The 16,864-nt window shown below is 65.5% G+C and carries 21 protein-coding genes; 7 read left to right on the forward strand and 14 right to left on the reverse strand.

What is annotated here, in order from left to right; genetic code table 11:
* Positions 1 to 28: 28 nt before the first annotated feature.
* Positions 29 to 559 carry a gamma-glutamylcyclotransferase gene (locus tag KDD17_RS11310; RefSeq protein WP_212703753.1) on the reverse strand — a complete coding sequence of 177 codons (531 nt, stop codon included), beginning with the start codon at positions 557 to 559 and terminating at the stop codon, positions 29 to 31.
* A 65-nt stretch (positions 560 to 624) separates the two neighbouring features.
* Here KDD17_RS11310 and KDD17_RS11315 point away from each other — a divergent pair, with 65 nt between their 5' ends.
* Entirely contained in the window at positions 625 to 1,575 is a 951-nt protein-coding gene (locus KDD17_RS11315) for a DUF2125 domain-containing protein (RefSeq protein WP_212703754.1), read from the forward strand.
* On the opposite strand, the gene KDD17_RS11320 is transcribed toward KDD17_RS11315, so the two are convergent.
* The 6 genes from KDD17_RS11320 to KDD17_RS11345 form a co-directional block, all read right to left on the reverse strand.
* Positions 1,572 to 2,330 (reverse strand): extensin-like domain-containing protein, encoded by a 759-nt coding sequence (locus KDD17_RS11320; RefSeq protein WP_212703755.1) that lies wholly within the window; start codon positions 2,328 to 2,330, stop codon positions 1,572 to 1,574. The genes KDD17_RS11315 and KDD17_RS11320 overlap by 4 nt on opposite strands.
* Entirely contained in the window at positions 2,327 to 3,250 is a 924-nt protein-coding gene (locus KDD17_RS11325; protein WP_212703756.1) for a prephenate/arogenate dehydrogenase family protein, read from the reverse strand. Before KDD17_RS11325 ends, KDD17_RS11320 begins: the two co-directional genes overlap by 4 nt.
* Entirely contained in the window at positions 3,247 to 4,332 is a 1,086-nt protein-coding gene (gene hisC / locus KDD17_RS11330; RefSeq protein WP_212703757.1) for a histidinol-phosphate transaminase, read from the reverse strand. Before hisC ends, KDD17_RS11325 begins: the two co-directional genes overlap by 4 nt.
* Positions 4,333 to 4,434: 102 nt before the next feature.
* Complete coding sequence (locus KDD17_RS11335; RefSeq protein WP_212703758.1) at positions 4,435 to 4,887, reverse strand: hypothetical protein; 453 nt, start codon at positions 4,885 to 4,887, stop codon at positions 4,435 to 4,437.
* Positions 4,888 to 5,107: 220 nt separating this feature from the next.
* Positions 5,108 to 5,728 (reverse strand): 30S ribosomal protein S4, encoded by a 621-nt coding sequence (gene rpsD, locus KDD17_RS11340; RefSeq protein ID WP_212703759.1) that lies wholly within the window; start codon positions 5,726 to 5,728, stop codon positions 5,108 to 5,110.
* A gap of 134 nt (positions 5,729 to 5,862) precedes the next feature.
* Positions 5,863 to 6,441, reverse strand: a complete 579-nt coding sequence (locus KDD17_RS11345) for a DNA-3-methyladenine glycosylase I (RefSeq protein WP_212703760.1) — start codon at positions 6,439 to 6,441, stop codon at positions 5,863 to 5,865.
* Positions 6,442 to 6,548: 107 nt separating this feature from the next.
* On the opposite strand from KDD17_RS11345, the gene KDD17_RS11350 reads away from it, so the two are divergent.
* From KDD17_RS11350 to phbB, 3 genes are all read left to right on the forward strand, one after another.
* On the forward strand, positions 6,549 to 7,382 hold the full coding sequence (locus KDD17_RS11350) for an EAL domain-containing protein (protein ID WP_212703761.1): 834 nt from the start codon (positions 6,549 to 6,551) through the stop codon (positions 7,380 to 7,382).
* A 132-nt stretch (positions 7,383 to 7,514) separates the two neighbouring features.
* Positions 7,515 to 8,690, forward strand: coding sequence for an acetyl-CoA C-acetyltransferase (locus KDD17_RS11355; protein ID WP_212703762.1), 1,176 nt, complete (start codon positions 7,515 to 7,517; stop codon positions 8,688 to 8,690).
* Positions 8,691 to 8,765: 75 nt separating this feature from the next.
* Positions 8,766 to 9,488 carry an acetoacetyl-CoA reductase gene (phbB, locus tag KDD17_RS11360; RefSeq protein WP_212703763.1) on the forward strand — a complete coding sequence of 241 codons (723 nt, stop codon included), beginning with the start codon at positions 8,766 to 8,768 and terminating at the stop codon, positions 9,486 to 9,488.
* Between the two features lie 94 nt (positions 9,489 to 9,582).
* Here the strand turns inward: phbB and KDD17_RS11365 are convergent, their stop codons facing one another.
* Positions 9,583 to 9,780: a hypothetical protein gene (locus KDD17_RS11365; RefSeq protein ID WP_212703764.1), complete on the reverse strand. Its 198-nt coding sequence runs from the start codon at positions 9,778 to 9,780 to the stop codon at positions 9,583 to 9,585.
* A gap of 30 nt (positions 9,781 to 9,810) precedes the next feature.
* Here KDD17_RS11365 and KDD17_RS11370 point away from each other — a divergent pair, with 30 nt between their 5' ends.
* Both KDD17_RS11370 and yddG read left to right on the forward strand, forming a co-directional pair.
* Positions 9,811 to 10,749, forward strand: a complete 939-nt coding sequence (locus KDD17_RS11370; RefSeq protein WP_212703765.1) for a transcriptional regulator GcvA — start codon at positions 9,811 to 9,813, stop codon at positions 10,747 to 10,749.
* A 4-nt stretch (positions 10,750 to 10,753) separates the two neighbouring features.
* Positions 10,754 to 11,614, forward strand: coding sequence for an aromatic amino acid exporter YddG (gene yddG / locus KDD17_RS11375; RefSeq protein WP_212703766.1), 861 nt, complete (start codon positions 10,754 to 10,756; stop codon positions 11,612 to 11,614).
* On the opposite strand, the gene KDD17_RS11380 is transcribed toward yddG, so the two are convergent.
* From KDD17_RS11380 to KDD17_RS11390, 3 genes are all read right to left on the reverse strand, one after another.
* Complete coding sequence (locus KDD17_RS11380; RefSeq protein ID WP_212703767.1) at positions 11,615 to 11,779, reverse strand: YdcH family protein; 165 nt, start codon at positions 11,777 to 11,779, stop codon at positions 11,615 to 11,617.
* A 110-nt stretch (positions 11,780 to 11,889) separates the two neighbouring features.
* A complete protein-coding gene (locus tag KDD17_RS11385) occupies positions 11,890 to 12,630 on the reverse strand; it encodes a tRNA1(Val) (adenine(37)-N6)-methyltransferase (RefSeq protein WP_212706222.1) in 741 nt (246 codons plus the stop codon).
* A complete protein-coding gene (locus KDD17_RS11390) occupies positions 12,624 to 12,839 on the reverse strand; it encodes a putative signal transducing protein (protein ID WP_212703768.1) in 216 nt (71 codons plus the stop codon). The genes KDD17_RS11385 and KDD17_RS11390 overlap by 7 nt, the downstream gene beginning before the upstream one ends.
* 54 nt (positions 12,840 to 12,893) lie before the next feature.
* Here KDD17_RS11390 and KDD17_RS11395 point away from each other — a divergent pair, with 54 nt between their 5' ends.
* Entirely contained in the window at positions 12,894 to 13,922 is a 1,029-nt protein-coding gene (locus KDD17_RS11395) for a polyprenyl synthetase family protein (protein WP_431358122.1), read from the forward strand.
* Here the strand turns inward: KDD17_RS11395 and KDD17_RS11400 are convergent.
* From KDD17_RS11400 to KDD17_RS11410, 3 genes are read right to left on the reverse strand one after another with little or no spacing between them, the layout of a single operon-like run.
* Positions 13,895 to 14,254 carry a hypothetical protein gene (locus KDD17_RS11400; protein WP_212703769.1) on the reverse strand — a complete coding sequence of 120 codons (360 nt, stop codon included), beginning with the start codon at positions 14,252 to 14,254 and terminating at the stop codon, positions 13,895 to 13,897. The two genes, KDD17_RS11395 and KDD17_RS11400, sit on opposite strands and share 28 nt — an antisense overlap.
* A 50-nt stretch (positions 14,255 to 14,304) precedes the next feature.
* A complete protein-coding gene (locus KDD17_RS11405) occupies positions 14,305 to 15,099 on the reverse strand; it encodes a 4-(cytidine 5'-diphospho)-2-C-methyl-D-erythritol kinase (RefSeq protein ID WP_212703770.1) in 795 nt (264 codons plus the stop codon).
* Positions 15,089 to 16,798: a tetratricopeptide repeat protein gene (locus tag KDD17_RS11410; protein WP_212703771.1), complete on the reverse strand. Its 1,710-nt coding sequence runs from the start codon at positions 16,796 to 16,798 to the stop codon at positions 15,089 to 15,091. Before KDD17_RS11410 ends, KDD17_RS11405 begins: the two co-directional genes overlap by 11 nt.
* Positions 16,799 to 16,864 lie beyond the last annotated feature (66 nt).

Genomic DNA, 16,864 nt, shown 5'->3' on the forward strand with positions numbered 1-16,864 from the left:
AACCGTTAAGCGGCGCAATCCCAAGCGTTTATGCCGTGATCTCGCGCACCCGCTTGGCCAGCCATTCCAGCGCGGGGTCGTGCAGGCCGACCTGCGCAAGATGATCGGCGGTGTTGTAGAGGTATTCAGTGTTCGGCCCCCGCCCGCCAACCGCGCGGGCGATGATCTGGGCCTGCTCTTCGAGCGGCATGTCGCGGCAGTATTGCCAGTGATCCTCGTTGATGACGTAGACCAGCGTGGTGACGCGGCGCCCGTCGACAAGATCGACATCGAGGTGTTTTTCGACGTAGGCCGATGAGATCAGCTCCCGCTCGCGCAGGTAGGCCAGCGTCGCCTCCTCGGCGCCGTCGGCCACGCGCAGGGCAAGCCCCTCACAGGCGCGGCCCGTTTGCCGGTCGAGGGCGAGCACGAGGCCCGGATCTTCCTCGGTGCCGCGGTGGTGGATCGAATGCATGCAGAACGAGCGCGCGTAGCCCGGCAGGGTGCCGACAACGCTCTCGGCGATCTCGAAACCGGGGTTCCACAACAGGCTGCCGTAGCCGAATACCCACATGCTCATGTGACTGGTCCTTTGTTCATGCGGGCGGTAAAGCGCATCTGAGGCAGATTGGAAAGGGATATGGGATGCGCAAGCTGATCGGCGTGATTGTGGTGCTGGCGGGCCTGTGGGCCGGGTGGTGGTATCTGGGCAGCGGCATGGTGCTGCGCGGACTGAGCACGGGCATCGCGGCGCGCGGGGACGCGGGCGAGATCGCGCGCGAGGGCTTTCCGCTGCGGCTGGCTGCGGTGGCGCGGGATGTGACGCTGGAGGATGGCACAGCGATCCCGGTGGTGCGCGTGGGCGCGCCCGCGTGGCAGCCACAATCGGTGCGCGCGCGGATCACCTCGCCGGTCACGGTGCCGCTGCCGCAGGGGCCGCTGACGGTCAGCTTTGATCTGGCGCGCGCGCGCACCGACGTGGCGCTTGGCGCCGCGCTCACTCTGGAGCGGGCCGAGGGGGTTCTGGACGCGGTTACGCTTGATCTGGTGGAGGGGCGGCTGGCGCAGGCGCAGCGCGTGACGGGCGATGTGGTGCAGCTGGGCGAGACGCGCTATGGCTTTGCGCTGCGTGCGGAAAAGCTGACCCCGGGGAGCATCCTGCGGCAGGCGCTGCGATTGCCCGACGGGTTTGCGCAGACCTTCGAGCGGTTTGACGCCAATGGCGAGGTGACGTTTGACCGCGCGCTCGATCGCGGCGCGCTGGCGGTGCCATCGCAGCCGGTGCGTATCGATCTGGACAACGCGACGGCTGTCTGGGGGCCGGTCTCTCTTGATCTGAGTGCCGCGCTGGATGTGGACGCCGACGGGCGCGCCAGCGGGCAGATCGTGCTGAGCGCCGAGCGGTGGCGCGACATGCTTGCGCTGGCAGAGCGCAGCGGTGCCCTGCCCGCGCAGAACCGGCGCCAGATCGAGGGCGTGTTGGGCGCGCTCGCACAGGGCGGCGATACGCTGGAAATCCCGATCGGCGTGGAGCGGGGGCTGATGCGCATGGGCTTCATCCCGCTGGGCCGTTTGCCCGATTTCCGCGCGCCTTAACGGCAGTAGCTGCCGGAGCGGTAGCGCGCGGTGTCAAAGTGGAAGTGATCGAGGTGAAAGCGGTTGGCATTCGGCCCCAGCACGGTGCCGAATGGGCCGCAGGCATCGCGGTGCATCCGGCGCAGCGCCTTGCGCGATCCGCCCGCGTTCCAGCCGCGCAGCACGGTGATCTCGCTGCCGTCAACAAGGCGGAAGCCCGAGATGTCGATGGCGCGGCCTTTGCCGTGCTCGGAAATCTTGCCCGTCTTGGCGTTGTTGCGGCGGCGGCAGGCGTAGTGGGCGGCGACCTTGATCTCGCGCAGGCCCCCACCTTTTGACGCGAGCGCGGGTTTGGCGCTGCCGTCGACCCAGGTTTTCAGCGCGCGGGCGGTGTTGCAATCCATGGTCGAGCGGGTGCTGAGCGTCACGCCGGAGACCGAGCGGATCGCGACCGCATTATCCACGCCGCAGCCCGAAATGCGACCGGGCACGCGGCCCACGGCTTCGCCCTGAATGGCGACGTCGCCGCAGACGGCACCGGCGGCCAGCACGCGCTGCTGCTCCCGGATTTCGCGGGCAGCCTTGGGAGAGCGGAAGATGGGGCGCAGGGAGCTGAGAAATCCGCCCTCGCGCCGCTCGAGCGCGGAGCGGTCGATGGTGCCGTCTGCGTCGATTTCGGCGGGGGCGTCGGGGCGGGCCTGCGGGCGCTCTGAGCTGTCCGGCCCGGCGCAGGAGATCGTGGCAAGAAGGCACAGGGCAAGGCTGAGTTTTTTCATTTGCGCGGCCCTCCCCCACGGCCAAAGTTCGGCGCATCGGTGTCCTGTCCGGCCTCGATGATACCCCGCCTGATCGCGCGTGTGCGCGTGAAATAGGCGTGCAGATGATCGCCGTCGCCCCGCCGAATGGCACGTTGCAGGGCAAAGAGTTCTTCGGTGAAGCGCCCGAGAATTTCCAGCGTCGCATCCTTGTTGCCCAGAAATACGTCGCGCCACATCGTCGGGTCAGACGCCGCGATGCGCGTGAAGTCGCGGAAACCGGCGGCGGAGTATTTCACGACCTCGCTGTCGGTAACACGGCGCAGATCGTCGGCCACGCCGGTCATCGTATAGGCGATGAGATGCGGCACGTGGCTGGTGACGGCAAGCACGCGGTCGTGATGGTCGGGGTCCATTTCGGCGACGTTGGCGCCCATGCCTTCCCACAGGTCGCGCAGCCGGGCGGTGGCCCGCGCGTCCGTTCCTTCGGGCGGGGTCAACAGATGCCAACGGTTCTCGAACAGCTCCGCAAAGCCGGAGCGCGGGCCGGAATGTTCGGTGCCCGCAACCGGGTGGCCGGGCACGAAATGCACGCCGTTAGGCAGATAAGGCATGACGGCGTCAATGACGCCGCGCTTGACCGAGCCGACGTCGGTGAGCGTCGCGCCGGGTTTGAGCGCGCCTGCGATCTGCGCCATCACGTCGCCCATCACGCCCACGGGCACGCAGAGAACGATCAGATCGGCGTCTTTCACGGCATCAAGCATATCGTCGTGCACGCTGTCGCACAGGCCGATCTCGCGCGCGGTTTCGCGCGTCTCGGACGAGCGGGCGTAGCCCGTGACGTGGCCCGCAAGCCCGTCGCGCCTCATCGCCCAGAACATCGACGAGGCGATGAGGCCCAGCCCGATCAGGGCGACGCGGTCGTAGATCACACTCATGCCGCTGCCCGCCATTTGCCGAGTGTTTCGATCACGCGGCCGGTCTGCGCGGCGTCGCCCACGGTGATGCGCAGCCCCTCGGGAAAGCCGTAGCCCGCAACGCCGCGCACGAGAATGCCCTCGGCCTCAAGCGCGTCGGCGGCGGATTTCGCCTCTGCCGCATCGGCAAAGCGGGCGAGTACGAAATTTGTCTCGGACGGATCGACGGCGAGGCCCAGCTGGCCCAGCGCGCCTGTCAGCCGCGCGCGCTGCGCGTCATTCAGCGCCACGCAGTCGCGCACCCAAGCGGTGTCGCGCACCGCGGCCTCGGCGGCGGCAAGCTGTACCGTGGACAGGTTGAACGGCTGGCGGATACGGGTCATCACGTCGATCATCCACTGCGGGCCGTAGCCCCAGCCGATGCGCAGACCGCCCAGACCGTAGATCTTGGAAAAGGTGCGGGTCATCAGCACGTTGGGACGCGTGGCGGCAAAGGAAGCACCTCCGTCGTAGCCTGCGGCGTATTCGGTATAGGCCGCGTCGATCACCAAAAGGATTCGTTCGGGCAGCGCATCGACCAGCCGCGCCAGATCCGCGTCGGGCAAACGGGTGCCGGTGGGATTGCCGGGATTGGTCAGCAGCACGATGCGCGTGGCGTCGGTCACGGCACCAAGGATCGCGTCGACATCGACGCGCCGCCCGGCCTCGGGCACGCAAACGCCGGTGGCGCCGGCCATCTTGATCAGCACGGGATACAGGGAAAACCCGTGTTCGGTGTGAATGATCTCATCGCCGGGGCCGGCAAAGGCTTGCGTGACGAACTGCAAAACCTCATCGGAGCCCACGCCACAGATGATGCGCGCGGGATCGAGCGACCAGACCTCACCGATGGCCGTGCGCAGGGCGGCATGGTCGGTCGAGGGATAGCGGTGCATGTCGGCCACCACCTGCCCCACCGCCTGCATCGCGGCGGGCACGGGGCCAAGGGGGTTTTCGTTCGAGCTGAGCTTGAGCACGTCGGTGCGCCCGGCAATGGCGGAGCGGCCACCCTGATAAAGCTCGATGTCCATGATGCCGGGTTGCGGCGGGATGGGAAGGGTCATGCAAACAGCCTTTAGCGTCGTGATGGGGCTGTCATAGCGATTGTGGCGGGCGCGGACCAGTGGCGATGCCGGGGCTGCGCCAATCCGCGCGGGCGGGCGCCGTCAGGCAGCGGTTTGATCGTCCTCCCCGCGGTTGAGAAGCCTGTCTGAGAAGGCGTTGATATTGGTCACCCCGTACATCGTGTAGTTGATGCGCCACTGGCCACCGGTCAGGCGCAGGATCGCGTAGGTGCTGGGGCGTTCGGGCAGTTCGATCTTCCCTTTGAAGTAGACGGATTCGTAGATGTATTCGATGATATTGGGCGTTTTATAGGATGCTTCCGTACAGATGCGCGTGAAATCCGTGATGCCCTGCTGATCGTAGTGCCGGCGCACGGCCCAGAACGTGCGGTGCACGTCCTCGATGCATTTCAGCTCTGTCCGGCCCTCGAAAGTCTCGACGATCTGGGGCAGCGTGAAATAGGCGGCAAACGCATTGGGATCGTCGCGCAGCACAGCGTCGCGCGTCAGCGTCATGATGCTCTCGGCGATTTTCAGGGCATTCGAGTTTTCCATTGCGTCCTCCATGCGGCGCGCCCGGTTCTGAGGAAATCCGACGGGTTCGGCCCTCCCCGGACTGCTTTACGCCCGTAAAGATTAACATCGGCGCAAAATCGGCCCAGAATATGGCGCTGCCCGAAAATAAACGACGCACCGTGCCCAAACGAAAAAAGCCCCGTCGCGGGGACGGGGCTTTTGCAGCGTTGGGAATGGGGCCGTGCCCCCTGCCCGTGCCTTAGTTCTTGGCGTAGAATTCGACGACCAGGTTCGGCTCCATCATCACCGGGTAGGGCACGTCGCCCAGGGTGGGGGTGCGCACGAAGGTCGCGGTCATCTTGGAGTGGTCGGTCTCAATATAATCGGGCACGTCACGCTCGGGCAGCTGGGTGGCTTCGATAAGCGACACCATCTGCTTGGAGCGGTCACGGACCTCTATCACGTCCCCCTCTTTCACGCGGTAGGAGGGGATATTGACGAGTTTGCCGTTCACGCGCACGTGGCGGTGGTTGACGAACTGGCGCGCGGCAAAGATCGTCGGCACGAATTTTGCGCGGTAGACGACGGCGTCGAGGCGACGCTCCAGCAGGCCGATCAGGTTTTCACCGGTGTCGCCTTTGACACGCTCGGCTTCGCCGTAGATACGGCGGAACTGCTTTTCGGTCAGGTCGCCGTAGTAGCCCTTGAGCTTTTGCTTGGCGCGCAGCTGGATGCCGAAATCGGACAGTTTGCCCTTGCGGCGCTGGCCGTGCTGGCCGGGGCCGTATTCGCGGCGATTGACGGGGGATTTTGGGCGACCCCAGATGTTTTCGCCCATGCGGCGGTCGAGTTTGTACTTGGCAGCGGTGCGTTTGGTCACGGCTGTTCTCCTTTTGAGGCCCCCGGTGGGGCGGTAAAGGGCGTTGTCCTTTGGGTTTGTACCCCGACAGGCATCCCCTTGCGGGGGCCACCAACACCAATGAATGCGCGCTTATACGGGGGCGCGGGGCGGTGTCAATGGGGTGGCCGGGCGAGCGCCGCGCAGGGCGCGTGGCGCGGGCAGGTCGTCAGGTGATCGTTGACCAGCCCGCAGGCCTCCATCCACGCATAGACGATGGTAGGGCCGCAGAACTTGAAGCCCGCCTTCTTGAGATCGCGCGACACCCGCTCGGACAGCGCCGTCTTGGGCGGCACCGCGTCCTGCGTGGCAAAGCTGTTTTGCCGCGGCACCCCGTCCACATAGGCCCACATCATTGTGGCAAAGCCTTCGCGTTGCTCGACCCGCTGCCACGCGCGGGCGTTGGTGATGGTCGCCTCGATCTTGCCGCGGTGGCGGATGATGCCGGGATCGGCCAGAAGGCGGGTGACCTCCTCCTCGCCCCATGCGGCGATGACATTGGGATCGAACCCCTCGAACGCCGCGCGGAAATTTTCGCGCTTTTTCAGGATGGTGATCCAGCTGAGCCCCGCCTGAAACCCGTCAAGCACGAGCTTTTCCCACAGCGCGCGGCTGTCGTATTCGGGCACGCCCCATTCGGTATCGTGATAATCGATGTAGATCTGCTCGGGCCCTGCCCATGCGCATCTGGTCATGCGGTGCTCTCCCAAAGATCGCGCCAATTGGATGTTTAACCGCTCCTTAGCGGGTCTGCGCAATGGTGCATCCCACCGCAGCCGTCACAAGGACGAAGTGATCTCTCATGAACAAAAGACTCCGTGCCGATATGCCCCCCGGGGCGGACAATCCGCTGAACTATGCCGTGGCTCTGCGCGACCAGAGCACGCTGGACATGGTGGCCGACGCGATCGAGCATCGCCAGACCTTGCTGGCCTATCAGCCGGTCATGCGCACCGATCAGCCCGACAAGGTCGGCTTTTACGAGGGGCTGATCCGCGTGCTCGACCCCGGCGGGCGGGTGATTCCCGCCGCCGAATTCATGCCCCAGATCGAAACGACAGAGATCGGGCGCCAGATTGACGTGCTTGCGCTGCGCCACGGGCTGAGCGCGCTGCGCGACAATCCGCTGCTGCGGCTGTCGATCAACATGTCGGCGCGGTCGGTCGGCTACAGGCCGTGGATGAACACGCTCAACCGGTTTCTGACCGCCGATCCGGGCATCGGGCACCGGCTGATCCTGGAAGTGACCGAAAGCTCGGCCATGACGATGCCGGAACTCGTGACCGATTTCATGGAGCGGATGCAGCAGCGCGGCATCTGCTTTGCATTGGATGATTTTGGCGCCGGCTACACCGCGATCCGGTATTTCAAGGACTTCTACTTTGACATGCTCAAGATCGACGGCAGTTTCATCCGCGGGATCGCCAATGATCCCGACAATCAGGCGCTGACCCGCGCGATGGTGTCGATCGCGCATCATTTCGACATGCTGACGGTGGCAGAGTGTATCGAGAACCCCGACGACGCCGCCTGCGTGGCGGAAATCGGGGTTGATTGCCTGCAAGGCTACTACTTTGCCGCGCCCACAACCCGGCCCGACTGGATGCGCGAGACGCAGATGCGCGCGGCGGGGTGATCCTCCTCAGGTTGCCCAGAGGCGGACGATAGGATATTCCCCTTGCCAGAAGGCGGGGGGATTGGCGCGCCGGATCCGTGCCGCGCGATCACAGTCCTCCAGCCATGTGTCAACCTGAGAGGACCTCACTTCATGACCAACGTTGTAATCGCTTCCGCCGCCCGCACGGCCGTGGGCAGCTTTGGCGGCTCGTTTGCCACCACGCCCGCCCACGACCTTGGCGCTGCCATGCTCAAGGAAATCGTCGCGCGCGCGGGCATTGACGCCGCCGACGTGTCGGAAACGATCCTGGGTCAGGTGCTGACCGCCGCACAGGGGCAGAACCCTGCGCGTCAGGCGCATGTGAACGCCGGGCTGCCCATCGAATCGGCGGCCTGGGGCATCAATCAGGTGTGCGGTTCGGGTCTGCGGGCCGTGGCTTTGGGCGCGCAGCACATCCAGCTGGGCGACGCCAATATCGTCGCCGCGGGTGGTCAGGAAAGCATGACGCTGTCGCCGCACGCGCAGGCGATGCGCGCCGGTCAAAAGATGGGCGATATGAAGCTTGTCGATACGATGATCAAGGACGGCCTGTGGGATGCGTTCAACGGCTATCACATGGGCCAGACCGCCGAAAACGTGGCCGACAAATGGCAGATCACCCGCGACCAGCAGGATGAATTCGCCGTCGCCTCGCAGAACAAGGCCGAAGCCGCGCAGAAGGCGGGCAAGTTCGACGACGAGATTTTTGCCTACACCGTGAAGGGCCGCAAGGGCGACACAATCGTCGACAAGGACGAATACATCCGCCACGGCGCCACCATGGAAGCGATGCAGAAACTGCGCCCCGCCTTTACCAAGGATGGATCGGTCACGGCGGCCAATGCCTCTGGCCTCAACGACGGCGCCGCCGGTGCCTTGTTGATGAGCGCCGAGGAAGCCGAGCGGCGCGGCATCGAGCCGCTGGCGCGCATCGCCTCTTACGCCACTGCGGGTCTTGATCCGTCGATCATGGGCGTGGGCCCGATCTATGCCAGCCGCAAGGCGCTGGAAAAAGCGGGCTGGAAGCCCGAGGATCTGGATCTGGTCGAGGCCAACGAGGCCTTTGCCGCGCAGGCCTGTGCCGTAAACAAGGACATGGGTTGGGATCCGGCAATCGTGAACGTGAACGGTGGCGCCATCGCCATCGGCCACCCCATCGGCGCCTCCGGCGCGCGCATCCTCAACACGCTCCTGTTCGAGATGAAGCGGCGCGGCGCGAAAAAAGGCCTCGCCACACTGTGCATCGGCGGCGGTATGGGTGTTGCCATGTGCCTCGAACGGCCTTAAGTCAGAAGCCAGCACGTAATTTTGTTGCGTGCTGGCGCCTGTTCTAGAAATAACATTACTATCGGGAGGATACACATGTCGCGAGTCGCACTTGTCACCGGAGGCAGCCGCGGGATCGGCGCTGCCATCTCAAAGAAACTCAAGGCTGACGGCTATACCGTTGCCGCCACCTATGCGGGCAACGACGAGGCCGCCGCCGCCTTTACCGACGAGACCGGGATCAAGACCTACAAGTGGAACGTCGCCGATTACGACAGCTCCAAGGACGGGATCGCGCAGGTCGAGGCGGATCTGGGCCCGATCGAGGTCGTTGTCGCGAATGCCGGCATCACCCGTGACGCGCCGTTCCACAAGATGACGCCAGAGCAGTGGCATCAGGTCATCGACACCAACCTCACCGGCGTGTTCAACACGATCCACCCGATCTGGCCCGGCATGCGCGAGCGTAAGTTCGGGCGCATCGTCGTGATCTCCTCGATCAACGGTCAGAAGGGCCAGTTCGCGCAGGTGAACTACGCCGCGACCAAGGCGGGCGATCTGGGCATCGTGAAATCGCTGGCGCAGGAAGGCGCGCGCGCCAATATCACCGCCAACGCGATCTGCCCCGGCTACATCGGCACCGACATGGTCATGGCCGTGCCCGAGAAGGTGCGCGAGAGCATCATCGCGCAGATCCCGGCGGGCCGTCTGGGCGAGCCCGAGGAAATCGCGCGGGCGGTGTCGTTCTTGGTGGCCGACGACGCGGGCTTTATCAACGGCTCGACAATTTCGGCGAACGGCGCGCAATTCTTCGTGTAAGGCTTTGGCAAAGAATACAAAAAGGGCCGGTGGAGCGATCCACCGGCCCTTTTTCATTCCGTAAGCCAGGCCGCGGACCTGTCAGCGGAAAACCTTAGCGGCGCGCCGGGCGGCGCAACCAGGAGAAAAAGCCGAACATCGCGGCGCCACGGGCGGCGTGGGCGTTTTGCATGGCGTTGCGGGCGGCGGGGTTTGTTGTTGCTTCGAACATGGTGGGCTCCATTCGCTTCAGTGTGTCTAACTTGACACCAATATGCGCCTTTGAATGCTGGCCGACAAACGAGACTTTCACGCGGTTCGGTTAAGCTGTACTTAATTGACTATGAGCAACCGTCTGCCCCCTTTGACCGCCCTGCGGGCCTTTGACGCCGCCGCGCGGCATATGTCGTTCGCCAAAGCGGCGGCGGAGTTGAATGTGACGCCCGCCGCCCTGTCGTTTCAGATCAAATCCCTTGAGGAGCATCTGGGCGCGCCGCTGTTCCGCCGCCTGAACCGCGCGGTTGAGCTGACGGAGGCGGGCAGCGCACTGGCGCAGGGGGCGGCGGAGGGGTTTCAGACGTTGGCAACCGCGTGGCGGGCGGCGCAGCGCACACAGGATACGCAGACGCTGACGGTGACGGCGGGGCCTGCCTTCACCGCGAAATGGCTGGCGCCGCGCCTCTTTGAGTTCGCGCAGGCGCACCCGGAGATTGAGCTGCGCTTTGCCGCGTCGCTGCACCGGATGGATTTCGGGCGCGACAATGTAGACGTGGCAATCCGGTTCGGGCGCGGCAGCGATCCGGGCTTGTACGTGATGCCGCTGGCGGAAGAATGGATCATGCCGGTGATGACGCCCGAGCTGGCCGCGCGCTATCCCACGCCGGAGGCGCTGCGCGACGCGCCGATCATCTTTGACGATTCGATCAGTTTTCTGGATCCGCCGGTGGATTGGGGCGCGTGGTTTGCCGCGATGGGCGTTGATTTTGCGCCGGTGACCGGGCCGCGATTCAGCCAGGCGGATCACGCCATTGATGCGGCCCTTGCGGGCGTGGGCGTGGTGCTGGGACGGCGCGCGCTGGTGGTCAAGGATCTGGACGACGGGCGGCTGGTGGCGCCCTTTCCCACCGCGCTGCTGACCGGCGCGCGATTTCGGTATCTGTGCCCTGAGGGGCAAGAGACCAGGCCACAGATCGCGGCCTTTCGCGATTGGATCCTGCGCGAGATTGACAAGACGGCGCATATCACCGACGCCCTGACGCTGATCCCCGCCGCGACGGAGTAGCGAATTGAAACGTGCCACCGCCATCGGATTTATCGCCGTGCTGCTTTGGGCGCTGCTGGCGCTGTTCACCGTAGGCTCCGCCCCGGTGCCGCCACTGCTGCTGAATGCGATGAGTTTCGGGATCGGGGGTGTGGTCGGCCTGATCTGGGCGGCGGTCACGGGGTCGTGGGGGCAAATGGCGCGGGTGCCGCTGCGGGTCTATGTCTTTGGCACGCTGGGGCTTTTTGCCTATCATTTACTGTATTTCTCGGCCCTGCGGCTGGCGCCCCCGGCGGAGGCCGGGTTGATCGCCTATCTCTGGCCGTTGCTGATCGTCGTCTTCTCGGGCCTGCTGCCGTCCGAGCGGTTGCGCGCGGGGCATGTGATCGGCGCGGTGCTGGGGTTTGCGGGCGCCGCCTTGATCATCGCGCGCGGCGGTCTGGGGCTGAGCGCGCAGGCGCTGCCGGGCTACGGGCTGGCGCTGCTGGCGGCGTTCACCTGGGCCAGCTATTCGGTGCTGTCGCGGCTGGTGGGCGACGCGCCTACGGCCAGTGTCACCGTGTTCTGTCTGGGTACGGCCGCGCTATCGCTGCCGCTGCATTTCGCGTTTGAGGAGACGGTGCTGCCCGCCACGACGCTGGGCTGGACCTCTGTTGCCGGTCTGGGCCTCGGCCCGGTGGGGCTCGCGTTCTATGTCTGGGATATCGGCTGTAAGCGCGGTGATATTCAGCTGCTCGGCACGTCGTCCTACGCCGCGCCCTTGTTGTCCACGCTGGCCTTGATCGCGGCCGGGGTGGCCACCCCCAGCATGACACTGCTGTGGGCGGCGCTGTTGATTACTGGCGGGGCGGTCATCGCCGCGCGGGCCAGCGGATCGCGGGGGTGATCAGCGCGACAGGCGCGTGATCTCTTCCTTCAGCCGCATCTTTTGTTTCTTCATCGTGGCAACTTCCAACCCGTCTACGCCGGGTGCGCGCTGCGCGGCCTCAATCGCCTCATCCATGTCATGATGTTTTTTCTTCAACGCCTCAAGGTGACTGTTCATTGTCATACGTCCTCCATTTGTTGTGTTTAGACCTCTAGTGAAGCACGACCTTTCCGCAAAGTCACGCCGCCCCGCAGCATAACGCGCGCGGTGGTAAACAATCGCTTAACGGCTGCCTAGAATTCCAGCGCGGCGCCTTCGCGCAGGGCCGCGCGTACGGGCGCGGTATAGCGGTCACCGTCGGTGTGGCTGTCGCCCTCGTGCAGGATCAGCGCGGGATGCAGGCGGAAATCGCCGCGCCCCGATTTGCGCGCGCGCAGGATGATCCGGTGCGGGGCGCGGCCCGTGCGCGCCGCGATGGGCAACACTTCGATACTGCCCATGTCATGCGGCAGGGCGCGGATCAGATCGGGCAGACGCTCGGCCCGGTGGATGAAATGCATCAGCCCCTTCGGCGCGAGGCGCCGCGCCGCAACCTCGACCCACAAGCGCAGCGGCGTCCGCTCGTCAAAGGCGGCCTCTTTGGCGCTGTCTTGGCCGGGCACGGAGGCGCTGCGCGACCAATAGGGCGGGTTGGCGATGACGTGGTCGAATTGGCGCTGGCGGATGCAGAGCGGCAGATCGGCCAGATCGGCCTCGACCACCTCAAGCGCGGCACAGTTGCGGCGGGCAAGATCGGCGTAGAGCGGCTCCCGCTCCACCCCGGTGAGGGTCAGCCCCGGTATGCGCGCGTTGAGGCACACGATGGCGGCCCCTGCCCCGCAGCCAAGCTCCAGCACGCGCTGACCCGCGCGCGCGTCAACGCTCGCCTGCAACAGCACCGGATCGATGCCCGCGCGGTAGCCCTTGCGCGGCTGGATCAGGCGCACGCGCCCCCCAAGGAAATCATCGACGGTGACGTCAGCCGCGCTCACAATCCCAGCGGGATCTCGTTGTCGTGCATGACGCGCTGTGCCGCGTCCAGATCATCCGTGCGCACCATCAGACGGCGCGGAAAAATCCCGATGCCCCCTTCGAGGATGCTCATATTTACGTCCATCTGAAAGCAAGCTATATCCTCGCCTTCAAGCAGGGCCGAGGCGAAAGCGATAATGGTCGGATCGGTGCTGCGCAGAAGTTCTTTCATGCCCGTGAAATACGCCGTGGACGCGCTATTGTCGAGGCGCAGAGGAGGGGCCGCATGAGCCTTGAGACGATCCAGAAACCGCACGACCGTCTGGCCGAGGCCCTGGCCGAGGATATGGCGGCGGTCAACGCGCTGATCCGCGAGCGGATGGCGTCGGAGCACGCGCCGCGTATCCCGCAGGTCACCGCGCATCTGGTCGAGGCGGGCGGCAAGCGATTGCGCCCGATGCTGACGCTGGCGGCGGCGCGCATGTGTGGCTACGCCGGGCCCTTTCACGTGCATCTGGCCGCGACGGTGGAGTTCATCCACACCGCGACGCTGCTGCACGATGATGTGGTGGACGAAAGCGAACAGCGCCGTGGGCGGCCCACGGCGAACCTGCTGTGGGACAATCAATCGTCGGTGCTGGTGGGGGATTATCTGTTTGCCCGGGCGTTCCAGCTGATGACCGAACCCGGATCTATGCCGGTGATGCGGATCCTGTCGAATGCCGCCGCCACGATTGCGGAGGGCGAAGTGCTGCAACTGACCGCCGCGCGCAATCTGGCGACGGATGAAGCCGTGTATCTACAGGTGGTGCGCGGCAAGACGGCGGCGCTGTTTTCTGCGGCGACCGAAGTGGGCGGCGTGATCGCCGATGCGCCCGAGACGCATGTGCGCGCGCTGTTCGACTACGGTGATGCGTTGGGGATTGCGTTTCAGATCGTGGATGATCTGCTGGACTATCGCGGCGACACCAGTGCGACCGGCAAGAACATCGGCGACGATTTCCGCGAGCGCAAGCTGACGCTGCCGGTGATCAAGGCGGTAGCACAGGCCGACGCCGAAGAGCGCGCGTTCTGGGTGCGCACGATTGAAAAGGGTCGCCAAGAGGACGGTGATCTGGCGCATGCGCTGGCGCTGATGGCGAAATACGGCACGCTGGAGGCGACCGAACGGGACGCGCGCGGGCATGCGGCGCGCGCAGTGGCAGCCCTTGCCCCCTGCCCGATCATCCGATCAAGGACATGCTGCGCGATCTGGCAGACTACGTCGTCAGCCGCATCACCTGAACGCTACTGCCGGTTGACGCGGACCGTATAGGCGCCGTGTTGCTTGGCGGTATAGACGTTCTGGAAGGTCAGGCTGTTGCCATTTGCCTGCACGACCCCGCGTGAGCCCAGAGAGCATTTGTACTCCACCTGCCCCTTGCGTTCGCGCAGGGTGCATTCGTTGACGCGGCCGTCTTCGGACGGGAGTTGCCACGCAACCGAGCACGCGCTGATGGTCATGGCGGTCCCGCCGTTGATGGAGCCCTGCATGGTCCCGCGCCATGTCCCGTCGAAATAGCCGCAGTTGACCGCCGCGGCGGCGGGGCTTGCCAAGGCCGTGATCGCGAACGCAATGGCGCCAAGGGTCAATTCATATCGCTGCATGGGTCGCCTCCTGTGGGAATATGCCCCCACCCTGCACGACTTTGGGCGGATCACCCAGACAAAACCTCCCCCGCTGCAATCCACCAATCGGGATGCGCCTTTTGCAGGCGGTGGGCATGGGCCTCGGCCCCCGTCTCAAACAGCGCAAAGCACGTGGCGCCCGAGCCTGACATGCGCGCGAAGGGGGCGCCTTCCAACGCCCCAAGCGTTTGCGCGATTTGCGGGGCAAGCGCCTGCGCGGGGGGGGCAAGATCGTTGCGCTGCGCGCCCAGCCAATCGATGAAACCCGCAAAATCGGCGCCCACCGGCAAATCCCCCATCGGCGGATTGTCCTTACGCGCGAGCCCGGTGAATACCGGCCCCGTAGGCACATGCGCGCCGGAATTGACCAGGAGGATCTGCATCGGCGGCAGGGCGGGTGCGGGGGTAAGGGCCTCTCCGATACCCTGCATGCGCTGGGGCGCGGGCGAGAGGCAAACCGGCACGTCCGCGCCAAGGCTCAGCGCGTGTTCGCCCGCCCCGAGGTGGCGCAGCACCGCCGCCGCATCCGAAGAACCACCGCCGATGCCAGCCCCGTGCGGCAGGTTTTTCTGCAATCGGATATGCCCGGTCCAGCCCGCCGCCTGCGCCGCGCGCCACACGAGGTTTCCGGCATCGGTCGGCACGCCATCGGCAAACGGCCCCTCGACTGTGATGCGCATCCGCGCGCCGGGGGTAAGCCAGAGCCTGTCGCCGATGTCGGCAAACACCACCAGACTGTCGAGCAGGTGGTAGCCGTCCGCGCGTTGGCCGGTGATGTGCAGGGTAAGGTTGACCTTTGCGGGCGCAAAGACCTCAGCCGTCATTGGCGACCTGTTGCAGGGGCGGCGCGCCTTCTTCCTCAAGCACCTTGTCGAGGCCGACTTCGATCTTGCGGCGGATACGCTCCGGCTCCGCTTCGGTGTCGGTGCCGCCGAAATCAATGAACGAAAGTGCACGTTGCCACTGGAACATCGCCTCACGCTCGCGGCCCACGGCCCAGTAAACATCGCCCAGGTGGTCGTTGACCACCGGATCGACGGCCTCAAGCTCCACCGCGCGTTCCATCTGCACGACCGCTTCGTCGTAGCGGCCAAGGCGGTAGTAGACCCAGCCAAGGCTGTCGACGATGTATCCGCTGTCGGGGCTGGCGGCGACGGCGCGTTCGATCATATCGAGCGCCTCGTCGAGTTTGCGTTGCTCTTCGACCAGCGAATAGCCGAGATAGTTGAGCACCTGCGGCTGATCGGGGTTGATGGCGAGGGCCGCGCGAAAATCCTCTTCGGCGGCGACGGTATCGTCGCTGCGTGACTTGGCGATGCCGCGCGAGAAGTACAGGAACCAGCGGCGGTCATCCTCCGGGTCGCTCAGCGACAGGGCGGTGTCATAGGCAGCGACAGCCTGCGCGAATTTATCCTGCCCGCGCAGGGTATCGCCGAGGGTTGAATGCACCACGGCCAGATCGCCGTGGGTGCGCGTCAGTTGTTCCAGCACCTCGATCGCCTGATCGGAGCGGTCCAGCCGCCGCAGGGCCGCCGCGCGCCCCAGCTCGGCCACGTGAAAGGCCGGATCGTCGGCATCCACCGCGCGGTATTCGGCGATGGCAAGCTCGTATTGCTCAAGCGTTTCCAGCAGATCGGCGGCGAGCAGCAGCGCATCGACGTGATCGGGGCGCAGGTGCCGGGCGATGCGGGCATAAAGCAGGGTGTAGTATTCGGACGCCTGTTCGGCGCGTAGAAGGGCGGCGAAGGTATAGAACACTTCGGCCAGACCGGCGCGGGCAGTGGGCGCGTGGGTGAAGGGCAGCGTTTCCCCGGCCTCAAGCGACAGTTTCAGGGCGTCAAGTTCGGGATCCGAGGAGGTGCCGAAGTTATCCGTGATCTCGCGCAGGCCGGCGTCATTGCGACCAAGTTGCGACAGGATCTCGACATGGGCGATGACGCCGCGCCGGGTCCGCGCGGCGCCGCCGACCTCCCCGCTTTCAAACAGCGCCTCCGCCGCGTCATAGCGGCCCAGCGTCGCCAGCGCGAGCGCCTTGTGATAGGCGACGATGCCCTGCATGCCGGAATCCTGGCTGATCGCGTCAAAGGCCGCGAGCGCCTCTTCGGGGCGGTCGTCCCCGATCAGGGACCACGCGCGTACCAGTCCGTCGACCCAAGGGCTGATCCCCTCGTCGAGCACTTCACGCTCGGCCAGGCGGGCATAATTGCCCTCGTCCACCAACCCGGCGGTGATCACCATGCGCGCAGATTGGCTGGTCTGGCCCGCCGCCACGATCTGGCGCGCGAGCGGCAGTGCCTGTTGCACGCGACCCATCGCAAGGCGCGCGAGGGCCGCGCTTTCCATCAGTTCGACATTGCCGGGATCGCGGGCCAGCGCCGCGCTGTAGTAATCGGCGGCAGTGGCGTAATCGTGCTGCACCGCCGCGCTGCGCCCGGCGAGATAGGAGCCCGCAAGTGAATTGGCCTGCGCGGCCCCCGCCAACCCAAGGGCCATCACACATACAGTCTGGAGAAGTTTTTGCATCACTCGGGCCTCTTGTTAATCGCCCTCAACGCTAACAGCTTTGCGCCTTGGCGCAATGGCAGCCCC

Source organism: Sulfitobacter albidus (assembly GCF_018200035.1).
Classification (GTDB): domain Bacteria; phylum Pseudomonadota; class Alphaproteobacteria; order Rhodobacterales; family Rhodobacteraceae; genus Sulfitobacter; species Sulfitobacter albidus.

Excerpts from the sequence above, each read along its gene's own strand:
- KDD17_RS11310 (WP_212703753.1), bottom strand. The coding sequence starts at position 559 with ATGAGCATGTGGGTATTCGGCTACGGCAGCCTGTTGTGGAACCCCGGT.
- KDD17_RS11315 (WP_212703754.1), top strand. The coding sequence starts at position 625 with ATGCGCAAGCTGATCGGCGTGATTGTGGTGCTGGCGGGCCTGTGGGCC.
- KDD17_RS11320 (WP_212703755.1), bottom strand. The coding sequence starts at position 2,330 with ATGAAAAAACTCAGCCTTGCCCTGTGCCTTCTTGCCACGATCTCCTGC.
- KDD17_RS11325 (WP_212703756.1), bottom strand. The coding sequence starts at position 3,250 with ATGAGTGTGATCTACGACCGCGTCGCCCTGATCGGGCTGGGCCTCATC.
- hisC (WP_212703757.1), bottom strand. The coding sequence starts at position 4,332 with ATGACCCTTCCCATCCCGCCGCAACCCGGCATCATGGACATCGAGCTT.
- KDD17_RS11335 (WP_212703758.1), bottom strand. The coding sequence starts at position 4,887 with ATGGAAAACTCGAATGCCCTGAAAATCGCCGAGAGCATCATGACGCTG.
- KDD17_RS11345 (WP_212703760.1), bottom strand. The coding sequence starts at position 6,441 with ATGACCAGATGCGCATGGGCAGGGCCCGAGCAGATCTACATCGATTAT.
- KDD17_RS11350 (WP_212703761.1), top strand. The coding sequence starts at position 6,549 with ATGAACAAAAGACTCCGTGCCGATATGCCCCCCGGGGCGGACAATCCG.
- KDD17_RS11355 (WP_212703762.1), top strand. The coding sequence starts at position 7,515 with ATGACCAACGTTGTAATCGCTTCCGCCGCCCGCACGGCCGTGGGCAGC.
- phbB (WP_212703763.1), top strand. The coding sequence starts at position 8,766 with ATGTCGCGAGTCGCACTTGTCACCGGAGGCAGCCGCGGGATCGGCGCT.
- KDD17_RS11370 (WP_212703765.1), top strand. The coding sequence starts at position 9,811 with ATGAGCAACCGTCTGCCCCCTTTGACCGCCCTGCGGGCCTTTGACGCC.
- KDD17_RS11380 (WP_212703767.1), bottom strand. The coding sequence starts at position 11,779 with ATGACAATGAACAGTCACCTTGAGGCGTTGAAGAAAAAACATCATGAC.
- KDD17_RS11390 (WP_212703768.1), bottom strand. The coding sequence starts at position 12,839 with ATGAAAGAACTTCTGCGCAGCACCGATCCGACCATTATCGCTTTCGCC.
- KDD17_RS11395 (WP_431358122.1), top strand. The coding sequence starts at position 12,894 with ATGAGCCTTGAGACGATCCAGAAACCGCACGACCGTCTGGCCGAGGCC.
- KDD17_RS11400 (WP_212703769.1), bottom strand. The coding sequence starts at position 14,254 with ATGCAGCGATATGAATTGACCCTTGGCGCCATTGCGTTCGCGATCACG.
- KDD17_RS11405 (WP_212703770.1), bottom strand. The coding sequence starts at position 15,099 with ATGACGGCTGAGGTCTTTGCGCCCGCAAAGGTCAACCTTACCCTGCAC.
- KDD17_RS11410 (WP_212703771.1), bottom strand. The coding sequence starts at position 16,798 with ATGCAAAAACTTCTCCAGACTGTATGTGTGATGGCCCTTGGGTTGGCG.